The following is a 20,137-nucleotide window of genomic DNA, read 5'->3' as shown; positions in this document are numbered from 1 at the left end:
TTTAAGATGTATTTTGTCCAGAAGTATTTATTTTGACAAACTGGTTTTCAGTTTATATTTTTCCATTTTAAAATTAACCACCCAAGAATGACCACGCTTTTAGGCAAAAATTTGAAATATGATTTAAAATCCAGTTTAGTGGTTTTCTTAGTTGCGTTACCGCTTTGTCTGGGTATTGCAATAGCTAGTGGCGCACCACCTATGTCTGGCTTGATAGCTGGGATTGTAGGTGGAATCGTAGTTGGCTCTTTGTCTGGTTCGCATGTAAGTGTCAGTGGACCGGCAGCTGGATTGACAGTGATCGTGCTAGACTCTATCAACAGCATGGGTTCATTTCCCCTTTTCTTAGGAACTCTTGTAATTGCAGGTTTGATCCAGCTAGCCTTAGGAATCGCTAAAGCAGGTATTATAGGTTATTATTTTCCTCATGCGGTAATCAAAGGAATGCTCACTGCAATAGGATTAATTTTGATCTTGAAGCAGATACCTCATGCACTAGGATATGATGTGGATGCGATGGGTGATCAGGCGTTTTTGCAAGCAGATGATCATAACACGTTTTCTGAAATTTGGTATGCTATTCAATACTTTAGCATGGGTGCAATTCCTATAGTTTTGGTAGCGATGGGTATTTTGATTCTTTTTGAGCAACCTAAGGTCAAAAATCATAAAATTTTCGGGGTTGTTCCAGGTGCTTTATGGGCAGTTATTTCAGGGATCGTTATTAATTATCTCTATACTATTTGGAAGCCTGAATGGCAATTAAAAGGGGATCATTTGGTAAGTATTCCTGTTTTAGATAGTATTAGTCAGATTGGAGAGTTACTTACTTTCCCAGATTTTTCCATGATTACCGAAGGTACATTTTGGATAGTGGCTGCTACTATTGCGATAATCGGCAGCCTGGAAACTTTGTTAAGCATTGATGCCGCTGATAAACTTGACCCACTGAAGAGAACTAGTCCTCCTAGCAAGGAACTAGTGGCTCAAGGTGTTGGCAATTCAATTTCTGGCTTGCTAGGTGGCCTTCCCGTGACTGCTGTTATTGTAAGAAGCTCTGCAAATGTGGCCTCTGGAGCGAAAACAAAAATGTCAGCGATTTTTCACGGCATCTTGTTAATGCTCCTTGTATTAGCGATCCCAAACATTCTAAACCTAATTCCATTAAGTTGCTTGGCAGCAGTTCTATTTTTAGTAGGTTATAAATTAGCGAAGCCTTCTATTTTCATAAACATCTACAAAAATGGATGGGATCAGTTTATTCCTTTCATAGTGACGGTACTGGCCATTTTATTTACCGATCTCCTTGTAGGTATAGGAATAGGCATGGCCTTCGGGTTATTTTTTGTAGTGAAAACCAACTTTGTACGGTCTGTGACCCTTACCGAACTGAATGGAAATTACCTTTTGCAGCTTCAAAAAGATGTTTCCTTCCTCAATAAAGCATTACTCATGAAGAACTTGGAGAAAATCCCAGCCCATAGCCAAGTGATCATCAATGCACAAAAAGCTCAATTTATTGATCATGATATTCAAGAGGTATTAAATGATTTTATAGCTTCTGGTCCAGATAAAGATATCACTATCACAGTAACAGGTTACCACCATAAATTGCAAGAAAAAATATGACACCTTATGAGAAACTATTACTCCAGAATAAGGCTTGGTCTGTAGATCAACAGCAAGCGGATAAAAACTTTTTTGGGAGGTTGGAAAAGCAGCAGTCACCAAAATTCCTTTGGATTGGTTGTTCCGATAGTAGAGTTCCTGCTAATCAAATCACGGGTACAGATCCAGGAGAGATTTTCGTTCATCGAAATATAGCCAACATGGTTGTGCATACTGATGTCAATCTCTTGAGTGTTTTGGAATATGCTGTGACAGTACTTAAAGTAGAGCATATCATAGTCTGTGGTCACTACGGCTGTGGCGGTATAGATGCTGCTTTGGGGAATAAAAGTTTTGGAATCATCAATAAATGGCTTCTAAACATCAAAGAAGTCTATAAAACTTATCAGGCGGAATTAGATGCAATAGAAGTTCATGAGGACAAAGTGAATAGGCTCGTTGAGCTCAACGTGATTGAGCAGTGCCAAGATTTGATCAAAACGTCCACCATTCAAAAAGCTTGGAAAAACAGGGATGCTCCGACTATCCATGGGTGGGCTTATGGCCTAAAGGATGGCTTGGTCAAGGAATTAGTCAATATTGAACCTGATTTTGAGAGTATTAACCCTATTTTCAGGTTTGACTCTGAAGAATTAGATAAATGAAAAATATGATTATCCGTAATCTTGGCAATCCCTGAAATTCTATTACTCAAACGGTCAGAAGTTCCAAGACCGGAGACTGAGGTGGCCTCAATCTCAAATTGACCAAATCTTAATATGCTTTTGGCTTTTTACAGGTGACAAAGCGGATAAACTGATTAAAAAAATAAATTTGGAACACGAGCTAAATATCATTTTGATTTTTAGCTCGTGATTTCTTTCTTTGCATCATCCAATCACTTTTAGTGCGTGGATTTATACAGAAGAGGCGAGAGACAGGCTCATTGACCCTCTGGCAACCTGGAAAGTCCAAGGTGCCAATTCCTGCCAAATGAGATAGTCTTATTTGGAACTATAAGTTCATATGTCTATGCACCTCGGATATTCCCCTTCTTCTCTCTCCCTTCAGAATTTAGTACTGGTTTCCATTTTGGCTAACCAACGGCAGTATATGCCTGATTTGAACTAGCTCTTTTCTTTGAAGAGTTAGTTTTTTGTTTTACACGTTTTCAAACCATAAATCCAACAATCATGTCTAAAAACCTTCACTTCGACACCCTTCAAGTTCATGCGGGACAAGAACCTGATCCAACCACTAATTCCCGCGCTGTTCCCATTTATCAAACCACCTCCTACGTATTCAACTCCGCCGAGCATGGTGCTAATTTGTTTGGATTAAAAGAATTCGGGAACATCTATACCCGTATCATGAATCCCACCACTGATGTTTTTGAGAAAAGAATAGCAGCGCTGGAAGGCGGTGTGGCAGCAGTAGCAACCAGCTCGGGACAAGCAGCTCAGTTTTTGGCACTGAATAATATCCTTGAAGCTGGAGAAAATTTTGTTTCCAGCCCTTTCCTATATGGCGGTACATTCAACCAATTTAAGGTAGCCTTCAAAAGAATCGGAATTGATGCAAGATTTGCCAAAGGAAAAGACGCGGCAGATTTCGAAGTGCTTATCGACGAAAAGACGAAAGCGATCTACTTAGAAACCATCGGAAACCCTGAGTTTAATATCCCTGATTTCGAAGCAATCGCTGACGTTGCCAAAAAGAACAACATCCCATTGATAGTAGATAATACGTTCGGCGCCGGAGGGTACTTGTGCCAGCCTATCGCTCATGGAGCAAATATTGTCACTTCATCCGCTACCAAATGGATTGGCGGACATGGTACATCTATAGGCGGAATTATCGTAGATGGAGGTAATTTTAATTGGGGTAACGGAAAATTCAAGCAATTCTCTGAGCCTTCGGAAGGATATCACGGATTGAATTTCTGGGAGGTTTTCGGTGAAAACAATCCTTTAGGACTTCCAAACATCGCTTTTGCCATACGAGCCAGAGTAGAAGGACTTCGTGATTTTGGGCCAGCCATCAGTCCATTTAATTCTTTCCAACTGCTTCAAGGTGTAGAAACTCTTTCCCTTCGGGTTCAAAAAACAGTTGAAAATACCTTGGCTTTGGCGGAATGGCTAGAAGCCCATCCAAAGGTTCAAAAAGTAAACTATCCCGGGTTGGCCTCTTCGCCTTATCATGAGCTGGCAAAGAAATACCTTAAAAATGGCTTTGGTGGAGTTTTGAGTTTTGAGCTCAAAGGTGACAAAGAGCAGGCTTCAGCACTAATCAATAACCTGGAATTAATCTCTCATCTTGCTAATGTAGGAGATGCCAAGACATTGATTATCCAGCCGTCAGCTACTACTCATCAGCAGCTTTCAGATGCCGAGCAACTTGCCGCTGGCGTCACTCCAACCCTATTGAGAATCTCCTGCGGAATCGAGCACATTGAAGATATCAAAGCGGATTTGCAGCAAGCCTTCGATAAAATCTAATTCAACAAATGAATCTTAAAAGTCAGTACGCTTCGATTACCATGACCCAGGAAATATTTCGTTCTAACACACCTTTACATCTGGAATCAGGAGAAACTCTTCCTGAGTTTGAACTAGCTTACACTACGTATGGCCAGCTCAATGCAGAAAATTCCAATGTAATCTGGGTTATTCACGCGCTCACTGGTGATTCTAATGCACAAGAATGGTGGAATGGTTTGATAGGCGAAGACAAATTCTTTGACCCGTCAAATCATTTTATCATCTGTGCCAACCTCCTAGGATCATGCTACGGATCTACTCACCCATTTAGTGAGAATCCCAAAACCAGCAGGCCGTATTATTATGATTTCCCTCAGATGACCACGCGTGATTTAGCGCAGGGCTTGGAGCGACTGAGGATTCATTTGCAAATAGAGACTATTCATACGCTTATTGGTGGATCATTGGGTGGTCAGGTAGGTTTGGAATGGGCATATACTTTAGGAAAAAAGCTAAACAATGCGATCATTCTAGCCTCTACTTCCAAGACAAAACCATGGGTAATCGGCTTCAATGAAACCCAGCGCATGGCCATAGAATCTGATTGTACCTGGGGTGAAAACAACCAAGATGCAGGCAGAAAAGGTCTAGAAACCGCGCGAGCCATAGCCATGCTTACGTACAGACATCCCCTTGACTTAGAGACAAAACAAGTAGATTCTGAAAATAAGCTAGACGATTTTCGCGCTGCTTCATACCTGAGATACCAAGGACAAAAATTGGCCAAAAGATTCAATGCGCTCTCCTACTGGACACTCAGCAAAACGATGGATTCCCATGATTTGGGCAGAAATCGCGGTGGATGCGAAGAGGCTTTGAGTCAGATTGAAGCCAACGTATTGGCCATTGGAGTTAATTCGGATTTGCTTTTCCTCCCCGAAGAGTCTCAGTTTATAAGTGGCAGCGTGAGAAAAGGAACCTATAAGGAAATAACCTCTACAGCCGGACACGATGCCTTTTTGATAGAATTTGAACAGTTATCCTATATTCTGAAGTCATTTTACTTGCAGCAAAAACATTAGAGAACTACCCTTACCCTCAATCCAGTCAGTTGCCTAAATTCTTTGCTAGTCAGGTTGGAAGACCGATGACCGAAGCGGAATATATTCTTAAGTTGAACGAACCCCATTGCACTTTTAGCTTATTTACTGGTATCATAGCGGATATGTGTTAGAGAAAAATGTGTAGGATGAAAAAATAAGAGGCTATCTCATAGAGGACTGATATTGTCAAGGTGAACAGAGTCCAATGACGTATGTAGCAAATACATCTGGATTTAGACTTTGCTCAATGTGGCAAACAGTAATTATGAGATAGCCTTATTTTTTTACTCTATTCCATTCTACGGTCCTACTGACCCAAGACTCCCCTAAATAGCCCTTAATTTCCAGAACATCCTTTTTTTTGAGTTGTAGTTCACACGTATAACTTATTCCAGACTGTGGGTCATAGATCTTGCCGTCAGACCATATACCATTTTTGTACTGCAAACCTTCCAGAATAGTAAGCCCCATTAAAGGGCGATCTCTTAAGGTAGAATCTGAGTTTCCTAGATCCGTGATAGATTCTGGTTTTCCATCTTCATGCTTTATCCAGATGATTTTCCCGATCAATTGAGCATTATTTTCCAGGATTTCTATTTGAGCCGTTTTTTCAGAATTGAACCATACTCCAATTACCTTAGACTTGGACTGGGCTTGAGCAGATTCCAGACCTATCAGGAGGACTAGCAAGCAGATGGAAGTGTAATGATACCATTTCATAAAAAGTAGATTAGGTGAAAATTAAAGTAGGGATGCATATTAATTTATCCAATTCAAACCTAAAACCATACCAAAGTGGCACTACATCCATCAGGTAGATTGTGCATTAGTCACCATTTGAAGCTTCAAAGTTCATTCTATAGCTGTTGTTTTTTGCAATCAATTTTAGCCATCCTTTCACCTTATGATGTAGGAATTATCATTTACCTGAGTTACAACAATTCCCGTTAAACGAACTTGTTGTATAAAATTTCTTTCAAATCCTTTCTGAGGAATAGATTGGCAATATCCTTGGGGAAGGTTACTTTTGAGCAGAAATCATAATCTATGGCCAATTATCCACGAAAGAAAAAGACACTCGGACACTTCAAATTCGGGAGCGTTCTCTTCAGTACTACGCTCTCACTTTTTATAGTAGGTCTTTTCGGAGTAATTCTAATCCAAGCAAAAACACTTACCAGTATGATTCGAGAAAACATCGAGGTACAGGTGTTTTTAGAAAAGGACCTTGAGCAAAGTGAGTTGGATGTGATTCAAGAAAATCTAGCAGCACGATCCTTTATATTGCAAAAAGGCGATACACTTAGCCTCAAATTTGTTTCGGATGAGGAAGCAGCAGCCACATTTATAGAAAGTACTGGGGAAGATTTCACCCAATTTCTGGAAGATAATCCTCTGCGAGACAGCTTTGTGCTGACCATTGCTGAGGAATTTCAAACTTCCGAACAGCTTGAGGCCATTGTGAAGGAGATTCAGGCGGTGCCTGGCGTGTTTGAAGTGTCCTATATGACTGATCTGGTCGATTCCATCAACAAAAACCTAGTGAAAGTGAGTTTGGTCATGGGAGGATTCATTCTGATTTTGATCATTACGGTAGTGATGCTGATTAATAACACCATTCGATTGGCGCTTTTTTCCCAGCGCTTTTTGATCCGCTCTATGCAGTTAGTTGGTGCAACGAGAGGATTTATCAGAAAACCATTTCTATCTCGGGCGTTTCTATTTGGAATGATAGCGGGTGCCGTGGCTTCGGTGATACTTTTTGCTTTGGTGAAATATACCCAAGCAAATATCGAAGGCTTTGCTATGCTGCAAAATCAGAATTTGTTGTTTGTGCTTTTCGGAATTTTGATTTCAGTTGGCGGGATTCTATCTGTACTCAGTACCTTGCGTGCAGTGAACAAGTATTTAAATATGTCTTTGGACGAACTCTATTAATATAATGAGCAAATCTTCTTTTCCTTTTTCCCGCAAAAATTACAAGTTGATGTTTATCGGTATAGGACTGATCATCCTTGGATTTATACTTATTGGCCTCGATAGTGCGCCACATGGAAATGGTGTTTTGGGATTAACTATCGGACCGATAGTGACCCTAACAGGCTTCATTTTCCAATTCTACGCGATTTTCGCCAAGTCAGAACCTAATACTTAATTAACTAGTGAGACTGAATTCTGTTCAGTTTTCCCTATTCCCTTCAAGAAATGCAGCAAGAGCCTTACGGAGAAGTATTTTTAATTAATAAACCTCTCGCGTGGACATCTTTTGATGTAGTGCGCAAAGTGCGAAATGCGCTGAAAATAAAAAAAGTGGGGCATGCTGGTACGTTGGATCCCCTTGCGAATGGACTGCTTATTGTCTGTGCCGGCAAAATGACCAAGCAAATCGACTCATTTATGGGTCAAGAAAAAGAATATTCAGGGACTTTTGTGATCGGTGCCACTACAGATTCATACGATTTGGAGCAGCCAATCATTGAAGTTTCAGATCCTTCCCACATCACTTTGGATCAGGTGAAAAAGGCAGTTGCCGAACTTACAGGGGATATTTTGCAAATTCCACCAATGCATTCCGCGATCAAAGTGGATGGTAAGCGAGTGTATGAATCAGCAAGACAAGGCAAAGTAGTAAAGATGGATCCTCGTCCGGTAACGGTTAGCGAATTTGAAATCACGAAGTTTGAAAATCCGGTTATTGAATTTAGAATTGTGTGTTCCAAAGGAACCTATATTCGGAGTTTAGCTCGTGATTTGGGTGAGAAATTAAATGTAGGTGCATACATGAGTTCATTATGCAGAACTCGAATTGGTGATTTCAAGCTTGCGGCAGCGCATGAGCTTACAACCTTGGTAGAAGAAATCAAGGCACGAACACAAGAAATCCAACCGGAATCTACGAGTCAAAAATTGGAATAAACACAAACCCAGTCAGATTCCATGGGACTTTTGCAACACAACCTCTATCCATATGAAAATCTATGAAGGTCTAAGTGACTTCCCTACCCTCTCCAATGCCGTCGTTACTAGCGGAACATTTGATGGAGTACATTTGGGACATCAGAAAATCCTTCATAGGATTAGGGAAATTGCTAGATCGATCAATGGAGAGACGGTGTTATTAACTTTTTGGCCGCACCCTAGATTGGTACTTTATCCTGATGAACATCAATTGAGATTATTGAGCACATTTGAGGAAAAGGCCAAGCTTCTCCGAGAAGCAGGTATAGATCATTTAATCACCATCCCATTCACTAAAGAATTTTCGCAGCTGACCTCCAGGGAGTTTATAGAATCCGTTTTGGTTGATTCTATTCAAACCAAAAAATTGGTAATTGGCTATGACCATCGTTTTGGTAAAAATCGGGAAGGAAGCTTTGAATACCTACAAACGCATCATCAGGAATTTGGCTTTGATCTGGAGGAAATTTCCAGACAAGATGTAGAGGATATTGGAGTTTCCAGTACCAAAATTCGTCATGCGCTAGTCTCAGGAGACATAGAAACTGCTATAAATTACCTGGGCAGACCCTATGAATTGAACGGTATTGTCATCAAGGGAGAGCAGATTGGGAGATCTATAGGTTTTCCTACGGCAAATGTTCATATCCCAAATGATTACAAACTAATCCCCAAAGATGGCGTTTATGCAATAGAAGCTTTGGTAGGTGGCTCGCTATACAAGGCCATGTTGAACATCGGTAATCGTCCAACTGTCAACGGGACCAAGAAAACTGTAGAAGCTAATTTATTTGACTTTCAAGGTGATTTGTACGACAAACAAATCACAATTTTCATCAAAGCTTTCCTTCGAAATGAACAGAAATTTGATGGGTTGGAAGCGTTGAAGGCTCAGCTCTATGTGGATCAAAAGAATGCTAAGAAAGTGCTATAAACCCAAAATATATGATCAATAAAACTGTAAAAAATGCCCAAGAGGCAGTGGCTGACATTCCCAGCGATTGCATGCTGATGATGGGGGGATTTGGTCTTACCGGAATTCCGGAGAACTGTATTTCAGCCATTTTAGAAAGAGATATTTCCGGATTGACCATCGTGTCAAACAACGCCGGAGTGGATGATTTTGGAATTGGACTTTTACTCAAAAAGCGAATGGTCAAGAAGATGATCTCAAGCTATGTGGGGGAAAATGCTGAATTTGAGCGTCAATTATTAAGTGGTGAGCTGGAAGTAGATTTAATTCCTCAGGGTACACTTGCAGAGCGAGTGCGAGCTGGTGGTGCGGGAATACCTGCTTTTTTCACTCCTGCCGGAGTAGGAACAGAAGTAGCAGAAGGCAAAGAAACGAGGGAGTTTGATGGTAAAATGTATTTACTTGAAAGTTGGCTCAAGGCTGATTTTTCAATCGTAAAAGCTTGGAAAGGTGATACCGCAGGAAACTTGATTTTCAAAGGTACCGCTAGAAATTTCAATCCAATGATGGCTGCAGCTGGTAAGATTTGTATCGCTGAAGTGGAAGAATTGGTAGAAGCTGGAGAGCTCAATCCCAACGAGATTCATACCCCTGGGATTTATGTACAGCGTATTTTCCAAGGAAAAGATTACGAAAAAAGAATCGAACAGCGTACGGTATCCAAGTAAGCTGCCCTGTGCTTTTTTTAAACTTATCAAGGACTTAAAATAAACCCGAAATGCTTACAAAAGACCAAATAGCCCAACGTATCGCCAAGGAAGTGCAGAATGGGCAATACATAAATTTAGGAATAGGCATCCCTACATTAGTTGCTAATTACATTCCCAATGAGTTGGAAGTGGTGTTGCAATCTGAGAATGGCCTTCTGGGAATAGGCCCCTTCCCAACTGAGGATCAGATCGATCCTGACTTGATCAATGCTGGGAAGCAAACCGTGACTATGGCCAAAGGATCCGCACTATTTAACTCTGCTGAGTCCTTTGCGATGATTCGGGGCGGACATGTTCATCTTACTATTCTAGGGGCAATGGAAGTGTCTGAAAATGGTGATATCGCAAATTGGAAAATTCCCGGCAAAATGGTAAAAGGAATGGGTGGAGCGATGGATTTGGTCGCCTCTGCAGACAATATTATAGTTGCCATGCAGCACTGCTCACGCGCCGGTGAGTCCAAACTTTTGCCAGAATGCTCCTTACCTATCACAGGTATTCGTTGTGTAAAAAAGATTGTTACTGACTTGGCAGTTTTAGAAATATCTCCGGACGGAGGTTTCATTCTTTTAGAAAGAGCTCCAGGAGTTTCAGTAGAGGAGATTCATTCCAAAACTGCTGGAAGGATGATCGTGAATGGAGAAATACCTGAGATGATTTTCACCTAATTTGATTATCCGCAACCTTGATAATACCCAAAATTACCTTACGCATCAGGCAGAAGCCAGAAGAACAGTGACCGAAATGTTCTCAATTCTTAACTTGACCAAATACAGTAATACATTCGGCTTTTTACTGGTAGTAAGACGTATATACCAATTAAATAAATATGATTATCCGCAATAATGCCAGTCACCTTATATTCCTTGCTTATCTGGTTGGAAGACCAATGACCGAAGCGTGCCTCAATTCTTAAGTTTAACATTTGCTACATTGCTTATTCCACCCTACTGGTAGAAAAGCGGATAATCATATAAATAAAAATAGCAAAACGGAACTCAGACCGTGAACATAAAGTTAGCCTGATTAATTTTGGGAGATAAACACAAGATTTCATCGGAATCGAACTATAACAAATGAAAAATTCAGAGATAAAATTTCAAGTTGACTTAGACGAAAACAGCTTCCCGAAAAAAATTAAATGGGATGCCTCAGATAAGGAAGGAACAGGGCTAGAAGATACGAAAAGTATAAGTCTCAATGTGTGGGATAATCAAAACCACAGCACCCTTCGTATTGACCTTTGGACAGAAGAAATGTCGGTAGTAGAAATGAAGCGTTTTTACATTGATATCTTAGGAGGCATGGCTCAAACGATTCTAAATAGTACCGCGGATGAATACATGTCGGAAGAGATCAAAGAGCTTTGTGATCGGTTAGTAAAACACGTAAATGAAGAGAATAAAGCAGGTTAATCCTCCTTTCAAACGACACAAGCTCAGTTCATCCTGAGCTTTTGTCGTTTCAAGTAAAAAACTTTTACAAATTCATTTTTTAAAATTCGGTAATGAAATCATTGAGTCACTTAGGGATTTACAATGAAATCAATAAATATTTTTTGATTTGGAATTTTAAGCTAGAGTTTCCGTTCTAGCCTGTTTCTAGGCAATTTAATGATCGAATATTATTTTTCGTAGAAACTATTAATTATTGGTTTTTTAGGCTAATTTTTGCGTTCTAACAGTTGAGTTTTTCACCCAAAACTCTCGAACACTTAACAATTAACAATTTAGCCTATGAGTAATTTTACAACTCAAATCAGAGCGTCAGTGTTTTTGCTGGCACTCTTGGTTTCCATCACATCAGCAAAAGTCATGTCCCAGACAACTATTTCAGGGACAGTGACAGATGCAGATACCAAAGAGACACTAGTGGGCGTCAACATTTTGGTAAAAGGTAAAGTCATCGGAACCATTTCAGACCTTTCGGGCAATTTCTCCCTGAATGTTAGTCAAGAACCTCCTCTTACTTTGATATTTTCGATGATTGGGTATTCATCTCAAGAAATAGAAATCACAAATACAAAAACTAGTAACCTAAAAGTTGAGCTAAGTGAGCAGACCATGCTAGGGCAAGAAGTAGTAGTATCTGCTTCTAGAGTTGAGGAAAGCATCTTGAAATCTCCTGTTTCTATTGAAAAAATGGACATTTTGGCGATTAGAGAAACTCCAGCAGACACTTACTATAAGGGAATTGCTAACCTCAAAGGTGTTGATGTCACTACATCGTCAATAAACTTCCAAATTATAAATGCAAGAGGTTTCAATTCTACTGGTAATACTAGATTTGTTCAATTGACAGATGGTATGGATACTCAAGCTCCAGCTTTGAACTTTCCGATTGGAAACTTGAACGGACCATCAGAACTTGATGTGGAATCAGTAGAATTTATTCCAGGAGCATCCTCAGCACTCTATGGACCTAATGCATTCAACGGTATTTTGTTAGTAAATAGTAAGAGCCCTTTTGAATATCAAGGTCTAAGTGCTTTTTACAAACAAGGAGTCAATCACATCAATGGACAAGAAGGTGAACCTACAAGTCCTCAACCGATGTATGAAGGCTCCATTCGATACGCAAAAGCATTCAATAACAAGTTTGCATTTAAAGTCAATGCTTCTTACATGCAGGCGACCGACTGGTATGGTACAGATCAAACTGATTTAAATGTAGACGCTCAAGGGGACTTACCTTTCAATCCAGGCGCAAACAGAGTTCATGTTTTTGGAGATGAAGTATCCAATAATATTGGTCTTTTGAGAAATGTAGCTGCAATTCAGCAGGCATTTGGTCCTGCAGCAAGCAGTCTTCCAGATCAAATAGTATCTAGGACAGGTTATGACGAGAGAACTTTGGTAGATTACAACGCTTCTAATTTGAAGTTAAACGGAGCTCTTCACTACAGAATAACAGATAACTCTGAACTCTCTTACACCATGAATTATGGGGCTGGTACATCAGTTTATACTGGTGCACAAAGATATTCATTGTCCAATTTCTCCATTATACAACACAAACTTGAATTGAAAGGCGATAACTATTTCGTGAGAGCTTACACCACCATAGAGAATTCTGGTGACTCTTATATTGCTGACTTAACAGGTGTGGTGATCAATGATACATGGAAATCAAATACAGCTTGGTTTGGTCAGTATGCAGGCGCATATCTTCAAAATCTTTTCGGCCAAGGCGTAGCACCAGGCCAATTAGGTACTTCTGCTCAGCAGGCTGCAGCCCATCAATTTGCAAGAGGAGCCGCTGATACGGGCAGGTTGATGCCAGGAACTCCTGAATTCGAAGCTGCCAAATCAGCAGTAAGATCTGAAACCATCCCAACAGGTTCATTATTTGACGATCAGTCAAGAATGAACATGGTAGAAGGTCAATACAATTTCAAAAATGAAATCGATTTTATGGATCTTCAAGTGGGAGGTTCTTATAGAGTGTATGATTTGAGGTCTAATGGGACCATTTTTGCAGACGTTGAGGGTAATGATATTACTATTCAGGAATTTGGAGCATTTGCTCAAGGTGCAAAAACAGTGCTCGATGACAAATTGAAATTGACAGGATCGATAAGATACGATAAGAATGAAAACTTCAAAGGTCAATTGAACCCAAGAATTTCAGGTGTTTATTCTCAAGGAAACAGCAATTTGAGAGTTTCTTATCAGACTGGTTTTAGAAACCCAACTACACAAGGTCAGCACATTGACTTGAACGTAGTGTCGTCTAGATTGATTGGTGGCCTACCTTATTACAGAGATAAGTATGATATATTCACGAATGCATACTCACTAGCATCTGTCAATAATTACGTAGCAGCTGTTGGTACTGGTTTATCACCTGTGGATCCACGAGCTACAGGATTATTAGAGCAAGTTACCTCCTTACCTGAGCTTCGCCCTGAGAGAGTTAGGTCTTTTGAGATTGGATATAAAAGTTTGCTAGCGACCAACAGGTTGTTGATTGATGTTGCTTACTATTATAATATTTACAATGACTTCATCACTCAAACTTCTGTTAGAAAAGCACCTGGACCTATTTACCCTGGTGCCTTGCCAAATACCGACGAAGGAGCGATCAATGCAATCAATGCACCTACCTTATTAACACCAATTACCACTCCAGGTCAGGAAAACACATTCCAAACCTATACCAATATTGTGGATGAAGATGTTAGAGCTCATGGGGCTGCTATTGGTTTAAATTATAGCTTACCTAGAAATTTCTCCATTGGTGCTAATTATAATTTCAACAGCTTAATTTCAGATATAGAAGAAGACTTCTTGAGTGATTTCAATACACCAGAACATAAGACAAATATCACTTTTGGAAATAGAAAGCTAACTGAAAACTTGGGCTTTGGGTTGACATACCGATACCAAAGTGCATTCAGATGGGAATCCACATTTGCCCAAGGGGATGTTCCAGAGATTCACACTTTTGACGCTCAGTTGAGTTACAAGCTGAAAGAGTTGAAGTCTATTGTCAAACTAGGAGGCTCAAATATTTTCAATAATCGAAATATTCAAAATTTTGGAGGACCTACTATTGGTGCGATATATTATGTATCTATCACATTTGATGAGTTGTTAAATTAATAAATCGACAAAAATGAAAATATTCAATAAATTAATATACTCATTAGTACTAGGTTCATTTGTAGCTTGTACCTATGACTTTCCAGATCCTGTAATTGTTGAACCAACTTCTGGATCAGCTGATTTCACAAAAATAGTCTCTGTTGGTAATTCTATTACAGCAGGATATATGGATGGAGCTCTATATAATAGAGGGCAGCAAAATTCATTTGCAGTTATTCTGGCAGAACAGGCGAAATTTAATGGAGGAGGCGACTTCAATGTACCGGATATCAATTCTGTCAATGGTTTTTTCCAAATGGGGCCTCAGGGACCTTTGGGAAGACTAGTTTTAACAGTAAACCCTCAAACTGGAGCTACAGGTCCAGCTCCTATTGGAGTTGGAGACCTTCCTGGTAATTATGCTGGAAATAAAGCTAACCTAAACAACTTTGGTGTCCCTGGTATTACCTTATTGACTGCTTTAATTCCCCAGACAGGAGGCCCTGCCTCACCAGCAAATCCAGCTTACAACAGATTATATGAGAGGTTTGCATCTAACCCAGGAACTTCAACTATAATTGGAGATGCAGCTGCTGCTTTAGCTAACGGAGGAACTTTCTTTACTTTCTGGTTAGGAAATAATGATGTACTGGGCTATGCTACAGGTGGAGCTTCCAATCCAGCTATTCTTACTTCCAATGCTGATTTTCAACAAAGACTAGGTGCTGCACTTGGTGCTTTGCTTCAGGCTAATGCTACTGCCAAAGGAGCTGTAGCAAATATCCCAAGTTTATCAGTTTTACCTTATTTCAATTTAGTTCCTTGGAATGCCTTGCCTCTGAGTCAAGCTCAAGCAGATCAAGCTAATCAAGGTTATGCTGCTTATAACGGAGGTCTAGCTCAGGCAAGATCATTTGGGTTGATAACAGCAGAAGAAGAGGTTTTTAGAAGAGTTCTCTTTACGGCAGGCCAAAATGCATTTGTGATGGCAGACGAGTCATTGACGGATCTTTCGGCACTTGGTTTACCAACAATTAGACAGAGTAAGCCTGTAGATAAAGCGACACTTACACTTTCTCAAGCATTAGGACAGCCTGTAGGAGGAAATCCTGCTGCTCTGAGAGGAATTACCGTTCCTGTTGAAGACCAATTTGTTTTGATACCGCAGGAGCAAACTGAAATCCAACAAAAAATTACTGCTTTCAATGGCTTTATTAGCGCAGCAGTTCAGGCTAACTCCGAGAGGTTGGTTTTAGTTGACGTTAATGACTTATTAAATCGAGTATTAGCTGGTCAAGTAAGTTCTGGTGGAGTTGGGCTTACTGCATCTATTATACCACCGAATGGAGGCTTTTCCCTCGATGGAGTTCATCCAAATGCTAGAGCTCATGCTTTTGTTGCAAATCTATTTATAGATCAGATCAATCAAAAGTGGGGATCTAATATCCCTAGTGCCAATCCTAACGAATTCATCGGAAATGATCTACCGAGATAGATAAAACTTGTTATGTAGTAGAAGCCACCTGAACCGATTCAGGTGGCTTTTATTTTTTAAATAGTGGTCCCATCTTGAAATAGCTTTACATAATATGTAATGTTTTGAAAGAAGAACCAGAGAGTAAGTATGTTGAGCGCATGCAGCGCTATTTCAGTTATGCTTTTACATTATCGGTGGTTTCAGAGGTAGAGAATAGGGAATTGCCAAGGTTAAAAATCAAAACGTGCCTTAAATGAAAGCTCAATTAAGCTAGATTAACCATACTAAGTAGTGATACCTTTAGATTCCATATTCCAATCAAACTGTGGGAATCAGTATGAAAGTTTCAGACCTGATTGTAGGTATTTTAACATAGAACATATTGTATAAAAAAAGGATCACCACCTAAGTGATGATCCTACTAAACTATAAACTGACTAAGAGTTCTCTCACTCCCACTCTTTGGTCATCATGCCGAGAAAACTGACTAAATCCCTTATCTCCCTTTTGGTCAAAATAGTCTTCATATCTGGCATACTAGAAGGTGAGTTTTTTCGCTCAGCGATAGCACTATTCATTATTAACGTATCAGGTTTCCCTCCAACTTTAATCAATAATCCTTCTTGTTTTTCTTCCATCAATGTACCACTAACAGAGCTCCCATCAGTCAACTTCAGTTGCACAATTCCATATCCAGGCGCCAATCGCTTGCTCGGGTCAATCAAGGCTTCGAGCAGTTCAGTATTTGTCATTCTATTGGCGATTCCATTTAAGTGTGGACCGGCTACTCCCCCCATGTCATCATAGCCATGGCAACGAATACACTGTGCTGTTTGACTTTGAAAGAAAATATTCCTTCCTGCTCTAATGCTACCTCCTTGAAGTGCTCCACTGTACAGTGCCACCAAATCACCCTTAGTTCGCGTTTCTTGTATCTGATCAAATCTCGAACGTAGTTCACTAGAGCTTGTAGCATCTATAGCCTCTTCCAATTCAATCATTATTTCATTTGGTAATTTATCTTTTGACAAATCGTCCAAAAGTGTATTCCACAGCGGAAGCTCTGCCGAATTACTCAAATTTCCTAAACTCAATAAGGCCGCTTGTTTCTCAGAAGTAGATCTATTTTGAATAACATCCTGAAGTAAACTTACCATTAACTCCTCCGAAATATCGGTTTTGGATAGTAGATCCAAACCTACCACGCGTACTGCCCGAGAATCATCTTTCATCGCCAGCGCAATTGGCTCAGAAATGGATTCTGGATTAGCAGAAGAAAGTGCCAAAATTGCGGCAACTCGAATAGTTTCTGATGGGTCATTTTTCAATAAAGAAACCAACTGCGATTCTGCATCAGCGATTTTCAATTTACCTATGGCTTTTACACCTGCCTCACGAATATCCTGATCTTTGTCGTTCAAAGCTCCCAAGAGAGCTGGCTTTACTGCATTCTGTATCGGGGCAAGATCTCTTTCAATAGCACCACGATTTCGTCCATCCACACGATCAAGCACAGAAGGCTTGGCCCAGGTTCCTAATGTGGCAATAGCTTCGGCTTTCAGGGTAGAACTTACCCCTGGTTTTGCGATATAGGCCATCAGGTTATCCATAGATTTCTGCGTACCTACTCTCAGGTTTGCATTAATGGCCCTTCTGATCAATGGCTCATTTTCGAAGCTGGTAGTGACCAAAAGATTTCCTAAGTCCGGCAGAGAACCTTCTATAGAGAAGTCATCATTGATTGCCCTCGCAGCCTCTGTCACGATGTACTCATTCCGGTCAGATAGAAATACTGAGATGCCGGGATCAGCCATTCGGCGAAGCGCTAAAACGGCACCAAGACGAACGGCGTCGGAAGAGTGTGAGGATAGTGCAATAATCGGATCTTTCTTGTTGATTCTGGCTAATGCTAAACTTGCCGCATGGCGAAGAAAGACATCTTCATCGTTGTTTGCCTCTAAAACGTCGACCAGACCATTTAATGCAGGTTCGTAGGCGATTCTTCCCAGTGCTTCGCAGGCAAAAAACCTTACTCGTATTTCCTTGTCTGTTAGCAAAGGCATAAGAGCTGCACCTGCTTTAGCATATTTTATATCACCGAGCCACTTGGCCGCTTGTGCTCTGATCTCTGGATCTTGATCTTTCAAAAGCGGAATCAAAGCATCTGCATAGGCTTTCTTATCTAATCTGGCTAATTGACTAATTCCGACTATCGCATGGATTCTGGCAAACTGATTTGTTTTTTGAGCTATGGATGCTTGGAATACTTTAAATCCATCCTCTCCTCTTTTTGCCAATTCAAACTGGGCTTTTCTTCGAATCCTCATATCCTCATCACCCAAGTAGTTACTCAAAGCCTCCTCTTTCAGCGTTTTGAAATCAGTTTTCATTACTTGAGCTGTGATCTTCCTAGCTTCCCAGTTGGCACCTGCTTCATCTTCAATTTTCCAAACTCTACCTGAGTTTTTGGTATTCCATCCGTCTATCCAATCCGCAAAATACAAGGATCCGTCAGGGCCAAAATCCAAACCAGTTGCCAATACGCCTGACATAATATTTTCTGTTTGGGACATTTTAAATGATGCTCCATCAGGTTCAAGTTTGAAAGCATGAATTCCTGATCTGGTCGGATTTCCTACGAATGAAGCTACGAAAAAGGTGTTTTTCCATTTTTCAGCCAAAGCCGTACCTGGGTTATAAACCATTCCTGTAGGTCCATTGATGTAGTTCTGAATAGGTGGAGTGATGTAAGCAGCCTGGCCCTCATGTCTTGGAATATAGAGTTTTTCATCCATCCAGACTTTGTAGGTATTGTTGTCAGGATCTTTATATTTTCCAAATTGCCAGTTGGTTCTCCAGCCCGTATCTGAGCCATTAACCAGATAAACTAATCGTTCACTTTCTCCAGGATGATCTCCATCGTTATCTACAGAGATCAAGTTATTATATGCATCAAAGGTGAATTCATGAGTATTCCTCACTCCCATTGCAAAAACCTCAAAGTCACTTCCATCAGGATTGGCTCTAGCCACTACGCCTCTATTCGGATATTTCCATTCGGTACCGTCAGGCCCTACACCATTAAATCCAATATCTCCTATTCCCCAGTAGATCCTACCGTCCGGCCCAACTTCTAGGCCGGACATACCGTGCCCACCAAAGCCAATGTGAATTCCATAGCCATGTGAGATGGATACTTTTTCATCCATTATGCCATCGCCATTTTTATCGGTCATTCGCCAGACATCTGGTCCCACTCCCACAAACAAATTGTCTTCAAACTTTAGAAGCGCACCCGCTACATCAGTAGTGACGTCGTTGAAATCCTGAACCATAATCTGAGAATACTCCGCCAGTCCATCCCCATCCCTATCTTCTAGTCTGAAAACTTCCTCTCGCTCCACGGTCATATCACGCCAGTCATGTGATCCATCTCCATTTACATCTGCTAGCCAGGTATTTTTATCTGACATTTCTGGTGAGAGCGTTTTTTGCAGAAAAGCTCTTTTATCATCTATAGTCTGCAGACTGATTGATTCTATTTCCCATTCTTGATGTCCTCTGATATCAAATTCAGAGTTTTTCTGACGATTGGTACGTGTATAATACAAACTTCCATCATCAGTGACCTGAATAGAAATTGGATCATAGACCAGAGAATCTACGGCCCACAGGGAAAGTTTTAGTCCTGAAGCTAAAGTGGGGTTTATACCTTCTTCTGCAGCTTTGACCAATGGCGCGATCACTTCTTTGGTTAAAGTTTTCTCTCTCAGATCTATCGGTTCGTCTTTTTTACATGAAAAAAGAATTGGAATAGCAGCCACCAAAATAACTGTGGCGTAGGGTTGTATAAGTTTGGGTTGAGGCATAGGTTATTTTATTAATCCAAATCTGAAAGTAACAAAATAAAAAATGGCAATCATGCCACTAATCAAAAAGGATATAAAACAGAAGCTGAATATCCGAAATGAACTCAGTTGACATTATTCTTTGCTTTTCAGATCGGAAGACCGGATCGGCCTTAACCTGGAAATTCAACTTTTCCTACTTTGTATGGATCAGTCTTAATATCTGGTGAGCAGGTTTATTCACGCATAGATGTTAGATAGTCTGAACAGGAAGAATTCAATGTTGGTGACTCCTCTGAACTGAGCCCTGAATGCTTTTATTTTTGCATTGAATGATTCTGCTGATGCATTTGTACTCCTGTTTTCAAAGAAGTTCAGAATGGAAGTGTAGTGA

At 40.4% G+C, this 20,137-nt stretch carries 16 protein-coding genes and 1 riboswitch; of the genes, 13 read left to right on the top strand and 3 right to left on the bottom strand.

Annotated features, from left to right (window positions below):
* The first annotated feature begins 87 nt into the window (after positions 1 to 87).
* The 4 genes from ABJH64_RS03605 to metX all read left to right on the top strand — a co-directional run bounded on the left by ABJH64_RS03605 (position 88) and on the right by metX (position 5,170).
* Complete coding sequence (locus ABJH64_RS03605; protein ID WP_348276185.1) at positions 88 to 1,629, top strand: SulP family inorganic anion transporter; 1,542 nt, start codon at positions 88 to 90, stop codon at positions 1,627 to 1,629.
* Positions 1,626 to 2,273 carry a carbonic anhydrase gene (locus ABJH64_RS03600; RefSeq protein WP_348299118.1) on the top strand — a complete coding sequence of 216 codons (648 nt, stop codon included), beginning with the start codon at positions 1,626 to 1,628 and terminating at the stop codon, positions 2,271 to 2,273. Before ABJH64_RS03605 ends, ABJH64_RS03600 begins: the two co-directional genes overlap by 4 nt.
* Before the next feature lie 249 nt (positions 2,274 to 2,522).
* Positions 2,523 to 2,631, top strand: a riboswitch (SAM riboswitch).
* Between the two features lie 170 nt (positions 2,632 to 2,801).
* Positions 2,802 to 4,106: an O-acetylhomoserine aminocarboxypropyltransferase/cysteine synthase gene (locus tag ABJH64_RS03595; RefSeq protein ID WP_348275133.1), complete on the top strand. Its 1,305-nt coding sequence runs from the start codon at positions 2,802 to 2,804 to the stop codon at positions 4,104 to 4,106.
* Between the two features lie 8 nt (positions 4,107 to 4,114).
* A complete protein-coding gene (gene metX / locus ABJH64_RS03590) occupies positions 4,115 to 5,170 on the top strand; it encodes a homoserine O-acetyltransferase (RefSeq protein ID WP_348275134.1) in 1,056 nt (351 codons plus the stop codon).
* 297 nt (positions 5,171 to 5,467) lie between these two features.
* Here metX and ABJH64_RS03585 read toward each other — a convergent pair whose 3' ends face one another.
* Positions 5,468 to 5,911 carry a DUF2147 domain-containing protein gene (locus ABJH64_RS03585; protein ID WP_348275135.1) on the bottom strand — a complete coding sequence of 148 codons (444 nt, stop codon included), beginning with the start codon at positions 5,909 to 5,911 and terminating at the stop codon, positions 5,468 to 5,470.
* A gap of 327 nt (positions 5,912 to 6,238) precedes the next feature.
* Here ABJH64_RS03585 and ABJH64_RS03580 point away from each other — a divergent pair, with 327 nt between their 5' ends.
* The 9 genes from ABJH64_RS03580 to ABJH64_RS03540 all read left to right on the top strand — a co-directional run bounded on the left by ABJH64_RS03580 (position 6,239) and on the right by ABJH64_RS03540 (position 15,913).
* Positions 6,239 to 7,129: a permease-like cell division protein FtsX gene (locus ABJH64_RS03580; RefSeq protein WP_348275136.1), complete on the top strand. Its 891-nt coding sequence runs from the start codon at positions 6,239 to 6,241 to the stop codon at positions 7,127 to 7,129.
* A gap of 4 nt (positions 7,130 to 7,133) precedes the next feature.
* Complete coding sequence (locus tag ABJH64_RS03575; protein WP_348275137.1) at positions 7,134 to 7,346, top strand: DUF3098 domain-containing protein; 213 nt, start codon at positions 7,134 to 7,136, stop codon at positions 7,344 to 7,346.
* A 50-nt stretch (positions 7,347 to 7,396) separates the two neighbouring features.
* Entirely contained in the window at positions 7,397 to 8,107 is a 711-nt protein-coding gene (truB, locus tag ABJH64_RS03570) for a tRNA pseudouridine(55) synthase TruB (protein ID WP_348275138.1), read from the top strand.
* 52 nt (positions 8,108 to 8,159) lie between these two features.
* Complete coding sequence (locus ABJH64_RS03565) at positions 8,160 to 9,083, top strand: bifunctional riboflavin kinase/FAD synthetase (RefSeq protein WP_348275139.1); 924 nt, start codon at positions 8,160 to 8,162, stop codon at positions 9,081 to 9,083.
* 11 nt (positions 9,084 to 9,094) lie between these two features.
* Complete coding sequence (locus ABJH64_RS03560) at positions 9,095 to 9,790, top strand: CoA transferase subunit A (protein ID WP_348275140.1); 696 nt, start codon at positions 9,095 to 9,097, stop codon at positions 9,788 to 9,790.
* Positions 9,791 to 9,840: 50 nt separating this feature from the next.
* Positions 9,841 to 10,500, top strand: coding sequence for a 3-oxoacid CoA-transferase subunit B (locus tag ABJH64_RS03555; protein WP_348275141.1), 660 nt, complete (start codon positions 9,841 to 9,843; stop codon positions 10,498 to 10,500).
* A gap of 408 nt (positions 10,501 to 10,908) precedes the next feature.
* Positions 10,909 to 11,247, top strand: coding sequence for a gliding motility protein GldC (gene gldC, locus ABJH64_RS03550; RefSeq protein ID WP_348275142.1), 339 nt, complete (start codon positions 10,909 to 10,911; stop codon positions 11,245 to 11,247).
* A 399-nt stretch (positions 11,248 to 11,646) separates the two neighbouring features.
* Entirely contained in the window at positions 11,647 to 14,436 is a 2,790-nt protein-coding gene (locus tag ABJH64_RS03545; protein WP_348275145.1) for a carboxypeptidase-like regulatory domain-containing protein, read from the top strand.
* A gap of 13 nt (positions 14,437 to 14,449) precedes the next feature.
* Positions 14,450 to 15,913 (top strand): hypothetical protein, encoded by a 1,464-nt coding sequence (locus tag ABJH64_RS03540; RefSeq protein ID WP_348299809.1) that lies wholly within the window; start codon positions 14,450 to 14,452, stop codon positions 15,911 to 15,913.
* 431 nt (positions 15,914 to 16,344) lie between these two features.
* Here the strand turns inward: ABJH64_RS03540 and ABJH64_RS03535 are convergent, their stop codons facing one another.
* Together ABJH64_RS03535 and ABJH64_RS03530 are read right to left on the bottom strand one after the other, a co-directional pair.
* Positions 16,345 to 19,764, bottom strand: a complete 3,420-nt coding sequence (locus ABJH64_RS03535; RefSeq protein WP_348299807.1) for a HEAT repeat domain-containing protein — start codon at positions 19,762 to 19,764, stop codon at positions 16,345 to 16,347.
* Positions 19,765 to 19,983: 219 nt separating this feature from the next.
* Positions 19,984 to 20,137: transposase (locus ABJH64_RS03530; protein ID WP_348275123.1), on the bottom strand; the 154-nt coding region annotated here is incomplete at its 5' end.

This window comes from Algoriphagus sp. (assembly GCF_039969895.1).
Classification (GTDB): domain Bacteria; phylum Bacteroidota; class Bacteroidia; order Cytophagales; family Cyclobacteriaceae; genus Algoriphagus.
This window is presented reverse-complemented; position numbering and strand designations above follow the sequence as displayed.